Genomic DNA, 16,532 nt, shown 5'->3' on the forward strand with positions numbered 1-16,532 from the left:
CGCCGGACGGCACCGAGCGGACAGGACCCCACCTCCCGGCCGCGGCGGCTCAGACGTCGAGCGCGTGCATCACGTGCTTGACCCGGGTGTACTCCTCGACCGAGTACAGCGAGAGGTCCTTGCCGTAGCCGGAGCTCTTGAACCCTCCGTGCGGCATCTCGGAGATCAGCATGACGTGGGTGTTGACCCACACGCAGCCGAAGTCGAGCTCGCGGGACACGCGCATGGCCGTGCCGTGGTCCGCGGTCCACACGCTCGAGGCCAGGGCGTAGTCGACGTCGTTGGCCAGCTCGAGCGCCTCCTCCTCCGTGCCGAAGGGCTGCACGGTGAGGACCGGGCCGAAGGTCTCCTCCTGGACGAGGGCGTCCTCCTGGCGCACCCCCGTCACCACGGTGGGCTCGAAGAAGTAGCCGGGAGCGCCCTCCACCGGCCTGCCGCCGGTGACCACGGTCGCGTGCCCGGGGAGGTCGGCGAGCTTGCGGCACACGTCCTCGAAGTGCCGGGCGTTGTTGAGCGGGCCGTAGAAGTTCTTGGACTCGTCCGGGTCCCCGGTGACGACGTCCCGGGCGGCCGCGGCCAGCAGCTCCACGAACTCGTCGTGGGCGCTGTCCTGGACCAGGACGCGGGTCACCGCCGTGCAGTCCTGGCCGGCGTTGAAGGTGCCGAACTCCACGAGGGCCTTCGCGGCGGCGGGCAGGTCGGCGTCCGCGAAGACGACGGCGGGCGCCTTGCCGCCGAGCTCGAGGTGGCCGCGGGTGAGGTTCTCCGCGGCGGCGAGGGCCACGGCGCGGCCGGCGCGCACGGAGCCGGTGATGGAGACCATGGCCGGGGTCCGGTGGGAGGTCATCAGCGCCCCCGTGGAGCCGTCCCCCAGGAGGACGTTCACCACACCGGCGGGGAAGATCCCGTCGATGAGCCGGGCCAGGACCAGGGTGGACTCCGGGGTGGTGTCCGAGGGCTTGAGGACCACGGTGTTGCCCGCGGCGAGCGCCGGGCCGAGCTTCCAGATCGCCATGAGCAGCGGGTAGTTCCAGGGCGTCACCTGCGCGACGACGCCGAGCGGCTCCCGCCGCACGTAGGAGGTGTGCCCGCCCAGGTACTCCGCCGCGGCCCTGCCCTCGAGACTCCGGGCGGCGCCGGCGAAGAAGCGGAGGTTGTCGGCACCGGCGCCGACCTCCTCCTCCGCGATCATCCGGCGCGGCTGGCCGGTGTTGCGGTGCTGGGCGTCGACGAGCTCGGAGCTGTGCGCCTCGAGCGCGTCCGCGAGCCGGAGCAGCATCAGCTGGCGCTCGCTCGGTGTGGTGCGCCGCCAGGTCCGGAACGCCGTCCGGGCCGCGGCGAAGGCCCGGTCGACGTCCGCGGCGTCCGAGACCGGGGAGACGGCGACCGTGCCGCCGGTGGCGGGGTCGACGACGTCGATCCGGCCGGTGCCGTGGGCGTCGACGAAGGCGCCGTCGACGTAGTTCTGCAGGAGCTCGCTCATGGTGGTTCCTCTCTCCGGGCGCGGACGCGGTGCCTGCCACTCTAAATGATCGTTGTTCATTTTAGTAGGGGGTGGTGTGACCGGGGACACCGGGGGCCGTCCGCGCGGCACCCACCGCGGATCCGCGACGACCCGGCGGCGGGCAGTGCCCCGCACCGGCACCCGCCGTAGCATGGTGGTGCAGGACCCACGTCCGCCCGGACTCCCGGACGGACCTTCGGAGGGTGAGCAGATGAGACGACCCCGGCCCGACACGCCCGGCCCCGGCCAGGAGTCCGTGTGGGACTACCCGAGACCACCCCGGACGGAGGCCAGCCGGGAGCACGTGGAGGTGTGGCTGGGCGGCGAGCGCATCGCCTCGACCACGGCCGCGCTGCGCGTGCTCGAGACCAGCCACCCGCCCACCTACTACCTGCCCCGCGCGTCCTTCGCCGACGGCAGCCTGGTCCCGTGCGAGGGGAGCTCGTGGTGCGAGTGGAAGGGCGCTGCGGCGTACTTCGACGTGCGCGGCGGGAACCGGACCGCCTCCCGCGCGGCGTGGACCTACCCCTCCCCGACGCCGGGCTTCGAGTCCTTGCGCGGTCACATCGCCCTGATGCCCGGGGAGATGGACGGGTGCTTCGTCGCCGGGGAGCAGGTGCGCCCGCAGGACGGCGGGTTCTACGGGGGCTGGATCACCTCGCGGGTGGCCGGCCCGTTCAAGGGCACGCCCGGCAGCCGGGGCTGGTGAACCGGGGATGCGCCGTGCCACCTGGCCCGCCCTCGTGCTGACCGTCCTGCTCCTGACCACCGCGTGCGCGCAGCGGGATCCGAGCGGGGCCGCCCCCGCGACCCCCGCCACCCCCGCGACCTCGGGGGCACCGACGGGCCCGGAGGCACCGACGGCCCCGGGCACGGCGGCTGCCCCGAGCACGCCGTCGGCCCCGGCGGTGCCGGCGGAGGGACTGGTGATCGAGGTGGCCCACACCGGCGGCTTCGTCACCCCGGAGATGCTGGCGTCCCGGCTGCCCGTGGTCAGCATCCACGCCGACGGCCGGGTCATCACCCGGGGCCCGCAGATCGAGATCCATCCGCCCCCTGCCCTGCCCGCCCTCCAGGTGCAGCAGGTCGACGAGGACGCGGTGCGCACCCTGGTGGAGCACGCGCTCCGGGCGGGGGTCGGCGAGTCGGCTGACCTCGGCAGCCCGCCGGTGGCCGACCTGCCCTCGACCCGCTTCACCGTGCGGACCCGGGACGAGACCTACGTGCGGGAGGTGTACGCCCTGGGCGCCGAGGCGCCGCCCGGCCCGCCGGGCGAGGACCGGCCCGCCGGCACGGACGACACCCTGACCCCGGAGCAGCGGGCCGCGCGGGCCGAGCTCCAGGAGCTGGTCCGGACGCTGGGCGACCCGGCCTCGGTGCTGCCCGCCGGCGCCGTCGGGGAGTACGAGGTCTACACCCCCGAGGCCGTCGCCGGCGTGGTCACGGAGTGGACCGATCCGCAGCAGGACGGCGCGGAGCCCACCCCGGTGCCGTGGCCGGGACCGCCGTTGCCGGGGGAGCCGCTCGAGCCGCGACTGGGCCTGAGCTGCGTGCTCGCCACCGGCGAGCAGGCCGAGGCCGTCCTGGACGCCGCGGGCTCGGCCAGCACCCTGACGCCCTGGGTGTCCGAGGACGGCCGGCGCTGGTCGGTCGCCCTCCGCCCGCTGCTGCCCCACGAGGAGGGCTGCGGGGACCTCGTGGAGCGCTGAGCGCGCCGGACTCAGCCGGTCGGGGAGGAGGACTGCGGGCTCCGCCGTCCCGCCCCCTCCTCGGCCGGCTCCTCGTAGGGCCGCAGCCGGATCAGGGCCAGGGCCGCGAGGGCGACCACCACCGCCACGCCGATGTAGAGCTGCACGGGCGTCCAGCCGGTGTCCAGCAGCGCGCCGACCGCGATCGGGGCCAGGATCGCCCCGGCCCGCCCGACCCCGATGCCCCAGCCCACGCCGGTGGTCCGGATGCCGGGCTCGTAGGTCATGGGGGCCACGGTGTAGAGGCCCGCGATGCAGCCGTTGATGAGCATGCCGACCACCACGCCGGAAGAGAACGCCAGCAGGGGCACCGACGTGGTGGTGATGAAGAGCACGAGGGTCACCGCGGAGAGCACCGTGAAGGACATCAGGGTCAGCCGCTCGTCCCACCTGGTGGTCAGCGCCCCGTAGAGCAGGGACCCGAAGGTGCCGCCCATCGTGAGCATGAGGCCGCCCACGATGCCCTGCTGCTCGCTCATCCCGGACTCCACGAGGAGCCGGGGCGTCCAGGAGTTGGCGAAGTAGAAGCCGAACATGATGACGAAGAAGGCGGTCCAGAGCAGGACGGTCGCGGTGCGGTAGCGGCTGCTGAGCAGCATGCCCACGCTGCTCCCCCGCCGGTCCGCGCCGGCCGGGGCCGGGCCGAGCACGACCTCGCCCTCGAGGCGGATCCGCCGGGCGATGCGGCCGAGCTTCTCGGCGGCCCCCGGGGGCCGCCGGGTGCGGAGGTAGTCGACGGACTCGGGCAGCACGGCGACCACGAGCGCGATCGCCACGAGGGTGAGCAGGCCGCCGGTGAGGAACACGGAGCGCCAGCCGAAGGCGGGGATCAGCTGGGTCGCCCCCATGCCGCCCAGGGTGGCGCCCACGCCGTAGCCCGCGGTGAAGATGCTGACGGCCATGCCGCGCCGGCGGGCGCTGGCGTACTCGCTGGTGATCACCGTGGCGGAGGCGAGGATGCCGCCCACGCCCAGTCCCGTGACGACCCGCCACAGCCCGAGCTCGAGCACGCTCCCGGCCGTGGTGGACAGGAACAGGCCCAGGGCGTTGACGGCCAGGGCCACGATCAGGATCTTCCGCCGCCCGTACCGGTCGGCGAAGGGGCCGAGGACCAGCGAGCCGGCGGCCATGCCGATGAGCCCGGCGCTGAGCAGCCAGCCCAGCTGGGAGCCGGAGAGCCCGAACTCCTCGGTCACGGACGTGGCCGTGAAGGCCATGGCGAGGACGTCGTAGCCGTCGAGGGCGTTGAGGAACGTGGTCACCGCGATGATGAGCCACTGGTACGACGACATCCTGGAGGTGTCGATCTGGTGCCTGATGTCCATGGGTCTGCCTCTCAGGGGACGTCGATGGTGAGGACGGCGGGCGGGCGGGCGCCGGGGCCGGTCCCCGGCGCGGCGGCGACGGCCCGCGAGACGCAGCAGCACATGGACGCGCCGGTCTCCTTCTGCCGGTCCGAGTAGAACACGTCGCGGTGGTCGATCCGCCCGGCCAGGCCCAGCACCTTGACCTGGCACAGCCCGCACTCGCCCTTGCGGCAGTCGGACATCATGTCGAGGCCCTCCCGCTCGAGGGCCTCGAGCAGCGACTCGTCGGAGCCGACGACGGCCTCGGCGCCCAGCCGCGGCACGCGGACCACGAAGGGCTCCGCCTCGAACCAGCCGCTGTTGCCGAAGGTCTCGTAGCGCAGGCCGGTCCGGTCGAGCCCGCGCTCGGCCCAGGCGCGGCGCACCGCGTCCATGAGGCGGATCGGGCCGCACATGTAGAGCTCGGCGCTCTCCGGGACGCCGGCCACGAGGGCCGGGACGTCGAGGGAGCCGCCCTCGTCGTCGACGTGGGCCTCGAACCGGTCCCCGTGCAGGGCCGCGAGATCGTCGAGGTAGGCCATCGCGGCGCGGGAGCGGGCCACGTAGACGAGGCGGTAGTCCGCGCCCAGCCGGCGCAGCAGCGCGGCCATCCCGGCGATCGCCGTGATGCCGATGCCGCCGGCCAGCAGCACGTAGGACGGCGCCCCCACGCGCAGCGGGAAGTTCTGCAGCGGCTGGGTGATCTCCAGGACCTGCCCGGGCTCGAGGCCGTGCATGAACACGGAGCCGCCCCGGGAGGCGGGGGTGCGGAAGACGCTGAGGGCGAGCTGCGCGCCGTCGTCGGTCGCGTCGACCACGGAGTAGGAGCGCACCTGCTGCTCGCCGTGGACGAGCACGCGCACGTCCACGTGCTCGCCGGGCCGCACGGGGCGGGGGGACTCGGGGCGCAGGACGACGCGCCGGATGCCGGCGGCGACGTCCTCGGCGGCGACGACGACGGCGTCCTGCCAGACCTCGTGCTGGGAATCGGCCACGGTTCCCCCTCAGGCCCCGGCGGGAGCGGTCGGGGCGGCGGCGAGGCGGCCCTCGGCCTCCAGGGCCCGCTCGAGGAGCCGGCGCACCCACATCCCGCCCATGTCGATGTTGAGGTTGTAGAACTCGTGCTCGGGGTTGGCGTCGATGGCGGCCTGCTGGGCCTGCAGCATGGCCTCGTCCTCGCCGAACACCCCGTGCACGCCGTCGCGCAGCTGGGTGGTGATGAGCTGGCTCTCCAGCCGGTAGTTGCGCATGAACGCCCAGAAGTAGTGGCAGGAGCGGTCCGTCTCGGGGGTGATCGTGTTCATCACGTAGCCGTTGACCCCGCGGGACCGGTCCCCCTCCGGGGCCCCGGTGCCGGCCTCGGCGACGCCGACGTCGATGCAGATGGTGGAGGGGAAGGTGTAGTGGATGATCTGCCAGCGGTCCACCTTGCCCTCGAAGCCGGGGAACCTGTCCTGCATGTTCTTGCGCCAGAAGGGCGGGGCGTCGATGTTGCGCATCCAGCGGCTCACGGTGACGGAGCGCTCGTCGTGGGTGGTCTCGAACTCCGACTCGGACAGCTCCTCCTGTCCGATGCTGGAGGAGTGCACGAACTCCTCGTGCGTGAGGTCCATGAGGTTGTCGAGGACCAGCTGGTAGTTGCAGGGGGCGTGGATGGTCTCGCCGTCGCCGGCCCACTCCGTGCTGTCCAGCTGGTGCATGTCGGGCAGCAGGGCGGGGTCCGCCTGCGTGGGGTCGCCGAGCCAGACCCACACGTAACGGTGGCGTTCGAGCACCGGGTAGGACGGCACGGTGGCGGAGGGGTTCAGCGTCTCCTGCGCGGGCATCGAGGTGCACCGGCCCGCCGCGTTGTAGCGCAGGCCGTGGTACGGGCACTGGATCTCGTCGCGGCCCACGAGCCTGCCCTGGGACAGGGGGGCGAGCCGGTGCCAGCAGGCGTCCGCGAGGGCCACGGCGCGGCCGTCCTCCGTGCGCCACAGGGCCAGCGGACGGCCCGCGACGGTGCGGGAGAGGATGCCCTTCCCGGTGATCTCGTGGTCCCACCCGGCCACGTACCAGGCGTTGAGGGGGTGGGACAGGAGCTTGGCGGTGCTGGTGGTCTTCGTCGCGGAGACGGTCATGGCGCGGTCCTCTGCTGGGCGGTCCGGGAAGAGCGAGGCCGACTCACTATCTCCATAGTGAGTAAGTGGCATGGGACACAGACTACCTATGTCCATAGTGAGTGACAAGGGTCACGGGCGGCCGCGCGCCCGCTAGGCTCAGCAGGACGCCGCCCTGCTCCGACGGGAGGCCTGCTTCGACGGAAGGAACCGACCGTGAGTCTCCGCTCGGCCCTGCTGGCACTGCTGTCCTCGGGGCCGCTGACGGGCTACGACGTGGTCAAGCAGTTCAGCACCTCCGTGGGCCACGTCTGGCACGCCCCCGACTCGCAGATCTACCCCGAGCTGCGGAAGCTGCACGCGGAGGGGCTGCTCGCGAGCCGGCCCGTCCCGTGGGGATCCCGGGGCGCCACCAAGACGGAGTACTCCATCACGCCGGAGGGCGAGCACGCCCTGCGGCAGTGGCAGGACCAGCCGCTCGGCTACGTCCGGGAGCGGGACCCCGCCCACCTCCGGGCCGCCTACTTCGAGTGGGCGGCCCCCGGGGCCGCGGCCGCGCAGCTGCGCGCCCACATCGCGCACTACCGGGACCAGCGCACGCAGGCCCTCCGGCAGATCCGCGCGATCGAGGACCGCACGAGCCCCACGCTCGCCCGGAGGCTGGCCGCCAATCCCGAGGACCAGTGGGAGCGGATCACCCGGTTCAAGGTGTTCGCCTACGAGGGCCAGGTGTCCCGCGCCGACCAGGAGATCGCCTGGGCCGAGCGCGGCCTGCGGCTGCTGGAGGAGCTGGGCGAGCTGGAGGGGACCGGCACGCCCTGACGCCCCGGCGGCGGGGGCACCCCGGCGACCGAGTCGTTCCGTGACGCGGCCGGCGCCCTGCCCGGCCGCGCTCCCGCCGGGCGCACCGGCCGGTGCGTAGGCTGGACGGACCCCCGACCCCGGCCCCAGGACAGACCATGACGCGCTCGCCGCTGCTCCGCCATCTCGCCCCGGCCCTGTGCGCCGCACTCCTCCTGACCGGCTGCGCCCAGGACACCGGCGCCGGTTCCGCGGCGACGCCGGCGGCGGACGCGTCGTCGACGGCGGCGGGCTCGCCGGGGTCGTCGGCGTCGTCGGCCCCCGCGTCGTCGCCCACCCCGACCCCGACCCCCACCCCGGAGGAGCCCGCGGAGCTGATCGGCGGGGGCACCGAGGTGTTCCCCGACCGCCGGATGGTGGCGCTCTACGGCCACCCGGAGACGCCCGGCCTCGGGGTGCTCGGCGAGCAGGGCCCCCGGGAGTCGGTCATCCGCGCCCAGGAACTGGCCGCCCAGTACGAGCCCTTCAGCGACGTGCCCGTGGTCCCCGCGTTCGAGATCATCACGACCACGGCGTCCTCGGAGCCCGGCGTGGACGGGGACTACTCGCGGGAGTCGACCGTCGAGGACCTGCGCCCCTACGTCGATGCCGCGGTGGAGCACGACGTGTACGTGGTGCTCGACCTGCAGCCGGGCCACCAGGACTTCCTGAGCCAGGCGCAGCAGTACGAGGAGCTGCTGCGCCTGCCCAACGTCGGGCTCGCGCTGGACCCCGAGTGGCGGCTCGCCCCCGGACAGGTGCACATGGTGCAGATCGGCTCGGTGGACGCGGCGGAGATCAACGCGACCACCGCGTGGCTCGCCGAGCTGACCCGGGAGAACGACCTGCCGCAGAAGGTGGTGGTCCTGCACCAGTTCGCGGACTCGATGATCACGAACCGGCACCTCGTGGACGCCTCCCGCCCGGAGCTCGCGCTCGTCCTGCACGCTGACGGCCACGGCACGCCGGACCTGAAGATGGGGACGTGGGAGCGGCTGCAGGAGGGCCTGCCGGAGGGGATCCGGATGGCGTGGAAGAACTTCTACGACGAGGACACGCCCACCTTCACGCCCGAGCAGACCTCGGCGATCGAGCCGCAGCCCTGGTTCGTCTCCTACCAGTGAGCCCTGCCGAACCGCGCTCCTCGCGCCTACGCTAAGGACGGGCGGCCCGGCAGCCCGCCGGACCGCGGATCGAGGAGGCTCCCATGAAGGCACTCGTCTACCACGGACCGGGCAGCAAGGCGTGGGAGGACGCCCCGGACCCGGCCCTCCAGGACCCCACCGACGTCATCGCGAAGGTCGACACGACCACCATCTGCGGCACCGACCTGCACATCCTCAAGGGCGACGTCCCAGCCGTGGTCGACGGCCGGATCCTCGGCCACGAGGCGGTCGGCACGATCACCGAGGTCGGGGACGCCGTGACCGGGCTGGTGCCCGGCGACCGGATCATCATCCCGGCGGTCACCAACTGCGGGAAGTGCTCCTACTGCAGGAACAACCAGCCCTCCCACTGCCAGACCCTGGGCGGCGTCGGATGGGTGTTCGGGCACCTCATCGACGGGACCCAGGCCGAGTACGTGCGCGTGCCCTTCGCGGAGACCTCCGTGCACAAGGTCCCCGAGGGGCTCGACGACGAGGACGTCCTGTTCCTGACCGACGCCCTGCCCACGGGCTTCGAGATCGGGATCCTCAACGGGAACACGAAGCCCGGCGACACGGTCGCGATCGTGGGCGCGGGCCCGGTGGGGCTGGGGGCGGTGATGACGGCCAACCTCTGCGGCGCCGGGCGGGTGATCACCGTGGACCTCGACGAGAACCGGATGGACAAGGCCCTCGAGCTCGGGGCCACGGACAAGGTCGACGCGGCGGACCCGGACGCCGTCGAGAAGATCAGGGCGCTGTCGCCGGACGGTCTCGGCGTGGACGTGGCCATCGAGGCCGTGGGCGTCCCCCAGACGTTCCGGACGTGCCTGGACGTGGTGCGGCCCTACGGCACCGTGGCCAACGCCGGCGTGCACGGCCGGCCGGTCGAGCTGCCCCTGGACAGGATGTGGATCTCCAACGTCCGCCTCACCATGGGTCTGGTGGACTGCCGCACCGTGGGCAACCTGCTGAACATGGTCCGCTCCGGGCGGCTGAACGCCCGGGCCATGGCCACTCACCGCTTCACCATGTCCCAGATGGAGGAGGCGTACGAACTGTTCGGCAACGCCGCGGAGCACCAGGCGGTGAAGGTGGTCATCACGGCCGACTGAGCACCCGGTCCTGCCCGGGACGCCGACGCGCCTGCGTCGCGGGCACGGCCGCTTGCTAGCGTGTGGCCGTGCGGACCGACAGACTCCAGAGCCCCCGGCAGCGCAGGACCATCGACCGGCTGGCCCGGTGGCTCGTCCGCGCCCACGGGACCGAACCGGGATGGGACGCGCTCGTCCTGGACGTCCTGAGCGTGGGCAGGGACCTGCGCCTGCAGGTGCGGGAGGTCCGCGGCGACCGCACGGTCCGGCGTCCCGTGGACGTCGAGGGCCTGCGCAACGTCCCGCGGCGGCTGGTCCGGGCGCTCCAGGACGACTACGCCGATCTCGTCGACGGGTCGTGGCTGTCCGCCACGCTGATCGTCACGGTGTCCGCGCGGCGCTGGCAGCGGCCCGGCGTGGAGCTCGTCCTGAATTACGACGACGACCCCCTCCTGCCGGCGCACGCCCCGCACCCGGTCGCCGCGGAGGACTGGCGGCGGCATCTCGGGCACTACCGGAGGATGGACCGCAAGATCCCCCCGTGGCTGCGGGAGCGGCTGGAGGATGCCGGGCTCGCCGTGCCGGAGCGCTGAGCAGGCACTGTTCGCCCTCGGGGGAATGCGGATTCCCGGCGCGCTCCACCGTTCCCTCAGCATGCTGAGGGGTCTACGCTGGTAGCACCTGTTCACCGACCGGAGGGAGCGCCCATGGGACTCGGAGACAAAGTCAGCAACGCCGCGGAGAAGGCGGGCGGCAGTGCAAAGGAAAAGATCGGCGACGCCACCGACAACCGCGACCTCCAGGCCGAGGGCCAGGCGGACAAGATGTCCGGCAGCGCCAAGCAGGCCGGCGAGAACGTCAAGGACGCGGGCAAGAACTTCAAGGACGGAGCATAAGCAGCACGGTTCAGCCGTCGAACCGCACGGAGGGCCCCGGTGTCGCAGTCGACACCGGGGCCCTTCGCCGTGCTCCGGCCGTCCCGCCGGGTGTGGTCCGCCGGGTGCGGCTCACCGGGCCTCGTCGCCGGACTCGACGCCGGCGACCTCCTCCTGGGAGCCGTGCCCCGTGCGCGCCCGGGTGCGGGCGTCGACGGCCAGCAGGACGAGGACGACGACGCAGCCGGCGGCGGCCGCGAGCAGCTGGGTCCACCAGTCCCCCTCCGGGGCGAGCAGCGTGCGGTCCTCGAGCTGCCACGGCCACAGGGTGCGCAGGGCGCCGAGCATCAGCCCGGTGAGCGCCAGCATGGTGACGCGGTGGTGCTGGTCGAGGAGCCACTGCAGGCCCTTCACGATCACGACCATGCCCAGTGCGGCGCCGAGGAAGAACAGGGCCAGGTAGCCGAGGTCGAGCTCGTCGACGGCCCGCAGCGTCGGCTGGTAGAGCCCGATCGTCAGGAGCAGGAACGAGCCGGAGAGTCCCGGCAGCAGCAGCGCGGACACCGCGACCATCGCGGCCAGCACCACGAGCAGCGGCGCGGGGGTGACCGTGGTGGGGGGGATGGACACCAGCACGAACGCGATCACCGCCGCGAGCGCCACCACGGCCGCGTCCCGGGCCCGCAGCGCCCCGCCCGCCAGGCGCAGCGGCACGCCGATCGAGGCCAGGACCATGCCGAAGAACAGCGCCCGCATGGTCACGGGGTACTCCTCGACGAGGTGGCTCATCGGCCCGGCCACCGTGAGCAGGGCCGCGACCATGCCGATCACCACGGGCACCACGATCCGCCAGTGGACCAGGCCCAGGTGGTGCTGCACGCCGGCGGCGCGGTCGGGCCCGAGCAGGGCCCGCCGGCCGGCGGAGACCACGTGCCCGGCGGAGTTGATGAGCTCGTCGTAGATGCCGACCACCAGTGCCACGGTGCCGCCGCTGACCCCGGGGACGGTCTCGACCACGCCGATGAGCGCCCCGCGGACCAGGTTCCCGGGGAGGCTGCGGCGGACCTCCCCGCCGGTGGCGCTGGTGGTGCCGGTGGTGCCGGTGGTGCCGGTGGTGCCGGCTGCGGTCGTGGCGGTCGGCGGCGTCGAGGGCCGGTCGGGGGACGGTGAGGGGGTCACGGGTGCTCCTGGGCGGTGGAAGGGGACGGTGCAAGAGGACGGTGCAAGAGGACGGTGCAAGAGGACGGTGCAAGAGGACGGTGCAAGAGGACGGTGCAAGAGGTCGGTGCAAGAGGTCGGTGCAAGAGGTCGGTGCAAGAGGTCGGTGCAAGAAGACGGCGCCGGAGGGCGGCGCACGGGGTCTGCACGGGCAGGGGAAGAGGGCCGGGGAAGAGGGGTCGCCTGCCAGGGTACCGGGGCGGTCCGGACGAGGTCCGGGTTTTCCGGTTGCACCCCGTCATCCTCTGGGTGCGGCGGATCACGTCTGCATAGACTGGCCGGACCGTTCGTGCCCTCGACACAGGAGCGCATCATGAGCCCCAACCAGATCGGTTTCGCCCTGATCCTCCTGGCAGCGCTGTTCCTGCTGGGCAAGTGGCTGCGGGTCCGGGTCCGGTGGATCCAGAAGATCTTCCTGCCCAGCTCGATCATCGCGGGCTTCCTGGCCCTGCTGGCGGGGCCCCAGGTCCTGGGCCGGCTCGGCGAGGCCACCGGTGTCGACTGGCTCGCGGACGGGGGCGTGTTCACCCCGGGGATCCTCGAGGTCTGGGCCACGCTCCCGAGCCTGCTCATCAGCGTGGTCTTCGCGACGCTCTTCCTCGGGGCGTCCATCCCCGGCCCCCGGCGCGTCGCCCGGCTCGCCGGTCCGCAGCTGTCGGTGGGCCTGGCCCTGGGCTCCGGCCAGTACGTCATCGGGCTGCTGCTCGTGATCGCGGTCCTCGGCCCGCTGTTCGGGATCTCCCCCATGGCCGGCGCGCTGATCGAGATCGGCTTCGAGGGCGGCCACGGCACCGCGGCCGGGATGCGCCCCGTCATGGAGGAGCTGGGCTTCGAGGAGGGCGCGGACCTGGCCCTGGGCATGGCCACGGTCGGCCTGGTCGGCGGCATCGTCATCGGGATCGCCGTCCTCAACTGGGGCGTGCGCACCGGGCGCACCAAGGTGATCAAGGGCAACGTCGAGCAGTCCGTCGAGGAGCAGAAGGGCCTCTACCGCCGGGACGAGAACATCCCGGCGGCCATGATGACCTCCCGGCCGGCCTCGATCGAGCCGCTCACCCTGCACGTGGCCGTCGTGGGGATCGCCATCCTCATCGGCTACCTGCTCCTCACGGGCCTGCAGTGGATCGAGCAGGCGCTGTGGGCGGACACCGTGGAGCTGCTCGCGTTCGTGCCCCTCTTCCCGCTCGCCATGCTGGGCGGCGTGGTGGTGCAGCTGGTCATGGACTGGCGGGGCATCGGCCACCTGCTGGACCACCAGATGATGCTGCGCATCCAGGGGCTCGCCCTCGACTTCCTGATCCTCGCCGCGATCGCGACCCTGTCCCTCACCGCGATCGCCGCGAACTGGGAGACCTTCCTGATCCTGTCCGTCGCCGGCATCGTGTTCTGCACGGGCTTCCTGGTGCTCTTCGTGCCCAAGATCATCCCCGACTACTGGCTCGAGCGCGGGATCGCGGACTTCGGCCAGTCCATGGGCGTGACCGCCACCGGCCTGATCCTCATGCGCATCGCCGATCCGCACGACGAGAGCCCGGCGATGGAGGCCTTCGGCTACAAGCAGCTGTTCTTCGAGCCGTTCTTCGGCGGCGGGCTGATCACCGCCGCCTCGGTGCCGCTGATCTACCAGTTCGGCCCGTGGCCGCTGTTCATCGCCATGTCGGTGCTGTTCGTGGTCGCACTGGTCGGGGGCATGGTCTACCGCCGCCGGCTCGTGGCGGCCGGCTCCGTCGACGCGGTGCACGCCCGGCATGCCTGACCGGTCGTGAGCGACGTCGTCGTCCCCACCCGTCACGGGGACATCCCCGTGCACGTGGCCGTGCCCGACGTCCCGGGGCCCCGGCCGGGCGTGGTGCTCGTGCACGACGTCACGGGGATGAGCGGGGACCTGCGCCTCCAGGCGGACTGGCTGGCGCGCGAGGGGTTCCTGGCCGCCGCACCGGACCTCTTCCACCGGGGCGGCCGGCTCCGCTGCCTGCGCACGGCCGCGAAGGACCTCGGCGCCCGCCGGGGACGCACGTTCGACGACGTCGAGGCGATCCGCTCCTGGCTCACCGCGCACCCCCGCTGCACGGGCCGGACCGGGGTCGTCGGCTTCGGCCTGGGCGGCGGCTACGCCCTCGCACTGGCGGCCGAGCACGGGTTCGCGGCCGCCAGCACGAACTACGGCGGGTGTCCCGAGGGCGCCGAGCAGTGGCTCCCGCGGGCCTGCCCGATCGTGGGCAGCTACGGCGGGGCGGACCGCACCCCCCTGGGCGGGGACGCCGGCCGCCGGCTGGAGGGCATCCTCACGGAGACCGGGGTGGAGCAGGACATCAGGATCTACCCCGGGGCGGGCCACGGCTTCATGAACCACCACGACCCCGCCGACCTGTCCCCGGTGCTGCGGGCCATCGGCCGGTTCCGGCGCAGCGGCTACGACGACCCGGCCGCCCAGGACGCCCGGCGCCGGATCGCGGCCTTCCTCGACCGGCACCTGCAGGAGCGGACCGACGAGGACGTCCCGGCGGACTCCCCCGGCTGAGCGGGACCGGGCCCCCCGGTCCACCGCCGGCGCCGATGCGGCCGGGGCCGGTGCGGCCGGGGCGCTCCGCGTCCTGGGCGCTCTGCGTCCGGTCGGGGCCGCGGCCCCGACCGGCAGGTCCCCGCCGGGACGCGGCCGTCAGCGGGCGAGCAGCAGCGCGAGCACCCCGCCGAGGACCACGTAGATCGCTGCGGTGGGGAACGTGGAGCGCAGCACCCTGCCCTCCTGGCCGGTCAGGCCCACGGTGGCCACGGCGGCCACGATGTTGTGGGGGCAGATGAGGTTGCCGACCGCGGCCCCGAACCCCTGGGCCCCGAGCAGCGGGAGCACGGGGAGGTCCACCGCCTCGGCCGTGGTGGCCTGGAGCTCCGTGAACAGCACGTTCGATGCGGTCGCCGACCCGGTCACGAAGGTGCCGAACGCCCCGACGGCCGGGGCGACCAGGGGCCAGGCGGCGCCGGCACCGGCCGCGGCGTAGGCCAGCTCGTCGGTCATCCCGGCGTGGGACATGGTGCGGGCGATGGTGACCATCGCCACCAGCGCCACCACCACGGGGCCCAGCTGGCGGGTGGCCACCACGAAGGCGCCGCGGATCTCCCGGCCGGACGCCCGCTGGAGGAGCGCCCCGATGACGAAGGCCGCCGTCAGCAGCACGGCCGGGTGGAAAAGCGGCAGCACGCTGCCGGAGAAGCCCGTGGCCGTCTCCCACTCGAGCACGACGCCCCGCAGGGCGTCCCGCAGCGGCGGCACCAGCCGGGTGGCCAGCACCAGGGCCACCAGCACCAGGTACGGCGCGGCGGCCAGCACCATGGGCATCTCCCGGGCCTCGACCGGCTCAGCGCCCGGGAGGCCACCGGCAGCGGCCCGGGGCGCCGCACCGGGCCCCGCCTCCGCTCCGATCCGCCCGCGCCGCCGCACCAGGACCAGCGCGAACACGGAGAACCCCACCAGCGCCCCGCCCAGCGTGGGCAGCTCCGGGCCCACGAAGGCCGCGATGGCCCCGTAGGGCACCAGGAAGGCGGCGGCCGCGAAGGCGCCCCAGGCCCACAGCCCGCGGGCGTCGCCGAACGCGCGGCCGACGGTGAGCACGACGGCGGCCATGAGGACGCCGCCGAGGACCACGTGGTACGGCACGGTGGCCCGGGCCAGCTCGGCCCCCGTGAAGTCGACCAGCGCGGTCTGGGCCAGCACCGGGGTGCCCACGGCGCCGAAGGAGACGCCCGCGGCGTGCCCGATCATGGCCGCCGTGACGGCGTGCAGCGGCGGCATGCCGGCGGCCACGAGGAACGGGGCGGCGAGGGCCACGGGCGTCCCGAACCCGGCGGCCCCCTCGAGGAACAGCGCGAAGAACCACGCCACCAGGAGGGCGCCCAGCCGGGGGTCGGGGTGCAGCCGCGCCAGGCCGGAGCGCAGCCGCAGCGCCGCGCCCGTGCGCTGCTGCAGGTGGTGGATGCCCAGCGCCGGGCCGATGATCCCGACCACGGTGAGGGCGATGAAGGACGCCTCGGCCAGCACGCCGGCGGACCCGGACCACGCCGTGAACGGGTCCGCGGCCCCGCCGAAGCCGAACGCGGACACGGCCAGCACCAGCGTCACCACCGCGGTCACGATGCCGGCCCGGGCGGCCGACCAGCCGGCGACGGTCATGAGGACCAGCACCACCAGCACGGGTGCCGCGGCCAGGAGCGCCTGCATGCCCGTCCCGCTCACGCGGCGTCGTCGTCGCCCGCGTGCGGGGCGGCCCCGGGGACGGACTCGCGGGCGGGCTGGAGGAGGGGCTCGGACTTCTTCTCGTCCGGCTCGACGTCCTGGATCGCCATGCGCATTCGCCTCCTCGCCTCCGACCCTAGGGGCGCCGGTCCGCGAGGTCCATGCCCGGGCCGGACGGCACCGGGGGCGCCCGGCGGGGACGCACGACACGCCGGACGGCGACCGGACGGGATTTTCTCGTGTGGGGATGTTCACGCGCCCGGCAGGGACGGCCGTCACAGATCGCCGTCCCGCGCCGCTGCAGGCAACCGGTAGAGGTTGCCGACCGGACGGTGGTGTGACGAACGTCAAGGCGGTGCCGGCCGTTTGTCAAATCGCGCGTCAGCGCGGGCCGCCCCGGACAGTGCACCATGGAAGCACACGGAGTGAGAA

The 16,532-nt window shown here is 73.6% G+C and carries 15 protein-coding genes; 9 read left to right on the forward strand and 6 right to left on the reverse strand.

From position 1 onward, the window contains the following. Positions 1–49 precede the first annotated feature (49 nt). Positions 50–1,483 carry a gamma-aminobutyraldehyde dehydrogenase gene (locus ACH9D3_RS03530; protein ID WP_396409874.1) on the reverse strand — a complete coding sequence of 478 codons (1,434 nt, stop codon included), beginning with the start codon at positions 1,481–1,483 and terminating at the stop codon, positions 50–52. Positions 1,484–1,715: 232 nt separating this feature from the next. Here ACH9D3_RS03530 and ACH9D3_RS03535 point away from each other — a divergent pair, with 232 nt between their 5' ends. Both ACH9D3_RS03535 and ACH9D3_RS03540 read left to right on the forward strand, forming a co-directional pair. Next, entirely contained in the window at positions 1,716–2,213 is a 498-nt protein-coding gene (locus ACH9D3_RS03535) for a DUF427 domain-containing protein (RefSeq protein WP_396409875.1), read from the forward strand. Positions 2,214–2,220: 7 nt separating this feature from the next. Then, positions 2,221–3,213, forward strand: a complete 993-nt coding sequence (locus tag ACH9D3_RS03540) for a hypothetical protein (protein ID WP_396409876.1) — start codon at positions 2,221–2,223, stop codon at positions 3,211–3,213. 11 nt (positions 3,214–3,224) lie between these two features. Here ACH9D3_RS03540 and ACH9D3_RS03545 read toward each other — a convergent pair whose 3' ends face one another. From ACH9D3_RS03545 to ACH9D3_RS03555, 3 genes are read right to left on the reverse strand one after another with little or no spacing between them, the layout of a single operon-like run. Then, positions 3,225–4,577, reverse strand: a complete 1,353-nt coding sequence (locus tag ACH9D3_RS03545; protein ID WP_396399797.1) for an MFS transporter — start codon at positions 4,575–4,577, stop codon at positions 3,225–3,227. Between the two features lie 11 nt (positions 4,578–4,588). Further along, on the reverse strand, positions 4,589–5,593 hold the full coding sequence (locus ACH9D3_RS03550; protein WP_396409877.1) for a 2Fe-2S iron-sulfur cluster-binding protein: 1,005 nt from the start codon (positions 5,591–5,593) through the stop codon (positions 4,589–4,591). Positions 5,594–5,602: 9 nt separating this feature from the next. Beyond that, a complete protein-coding gene (locus tag ACH9D3_RS03555) occupies positions 5,603–6,718 on the reverse strand; it encodes an aromatic ring-hydroxylating dioxygenase subunit alpha (protein ID WP_396409878.1) in 1,116 nt (371 codons plus the stop codon). A 195-nt stretch (positions 6,719–6,913) separates the two neighbouring features. Here ACH9D3_RS03555 and ACH9D3_RS03560 point away from each other — a divergent pair, with 195 nt between their 5' ends. The 5 genes from ACH9D3_RS03560 (at position 6,914) to ACH9D3_RS03580 (ending at position 10,672) form a co-directional block, all read left to right on the forward strand. Then, entirely contained in the window at positions 6,914–7,519 is a 606-nt protein-coding gene (locus tag ACH9D3_RS03560; protein ID WP_396399800.1) for a PadR family transcriptional regulator, read from the forward strand. Between the two features lie 137 nt (positions 7,520–7,656). Then, positions 7,657–8,661 carry a hypothetical protein gene (locus tag ACH9D3_RS03565; protein WP_396409879.1) on the forward strand — a complete coding sequence of 335 codons (1,005 nt, stop codon included), beginning with the start codon at positions 7,657–7,659 and terminating at the stop codon, positions 8,659–8,661. Positions 8,662–8,744: 83 nt separating this feature from the next. Beyond that, positions 8,745–9,797 (forward strand): alcohol dehydrogenase catalytic domain-containing protein, encoded by a 1,053-nt coding sequence (locus ACH9D3_RS03570; protein ID WP_396409880.1) that lies wholly within the window; start codon positions 8,745–8,747, stop codon positions 9,795–9,797. 68 nt (positions 9,798–9,865) lie between these two features. Next, positions 9,866–10,369, forward strand: a complete 504-nt coding sequence (locus ACH9D3_RS03575; RefSeq protein ID WP_396399803.1) for a hypothetical protein — start codon at positions 9,866–9,868, stop codon at positions 10,367–10,369. A 114-nt stretch (positions 10,370–10,483) separates the two neighbouring features. Beyond that, complete coding sequence (locus ACH9D3_RS03580) at positions 10,484–10,672, forward strand: CsbD family protein (RefSeq protein WP_396399804.1); 189 nt, start codon at positions 10,484–10,486, stop codon at positions 10,670–10,672. Positions 10,673–10,783: 111 nt separating this feature from the next. Here ACH9D3_RS03580 and ACH9D3_RS03585 read toward each other — a convergent pair whose 3' ends face one another. Next, positions 10,784–11,830 (reverse strand): DUF368 domain-containing protein, encoded by a 1,047-nt coding sequence (locus tag ACH9D3_RS03585; RefSeq protein WP_396409881.1) that lies wholly within the window; start codon positions 11,828–11,830, stop codon positions 10,784–10,786. Positions 11,831–12,182: 352 nt separating this feature from the next. Here ACH9D3_RS03585 and ACH9D3_RS03590 point away from each other — a divergent pair, with 352 nt between their 5' ends. Both ACH9D3_RS03590 and ACH9D3_RS03595 read left to right on the forward strand, forming a co-directional pair. After that, positions 12,183–13,625, forward strand: coding sequence for a sodium/glutamate symporter (locus ACH9D3_RS03590; protein WP_396399806.1), 1,443 nt, complete (start codon positions 12,183–12,185; stop codon positions 13,623–13,625). Between the two features lie 6 nt (positions 13,626–13,631). Beyond that, positions 13,632–14,390, forward strand: coding sequence for a dienelactone hydrolase family protein (locus ACH9D3_RS03595; protein WP_396409882.1), 759 nt, complete (start codon positions 13,632–13,634; stop codon positions 14,388–14,390). Positions 14,391–14,528: 138 nt separating this feature from the next. Here ACH9D3_RS03595 and ACH9D3_RS03600 read toward each other — a convergent pair whose 3' ends face one another. Continuing rightward, positions 14,529–16,100 carry an L-lactate permease gene (locus ACH9D3_RS03600; RefSeq protein ID WP_396409883.1) on the reverse strand — a complete coding sequence of 524 codons (1,572 nt, stop codon included), beginning with the start codon at positions 16,098–16,100 and terminating at the stop codon, positions 14,529–14,531. Positions 16,101–16,532 lie beyond the last annotated feature (432 nt).

It is taken from the genome of Kocuria kalidii (assembly GCF_044462225.1).
Taxonomy (GTDB): domain Bacteria; phylum Actinomycetota; class Actinomycetes; order Actinomycetales; family Micrococcaceae; genus Kocuria; species Kocuria kalidii.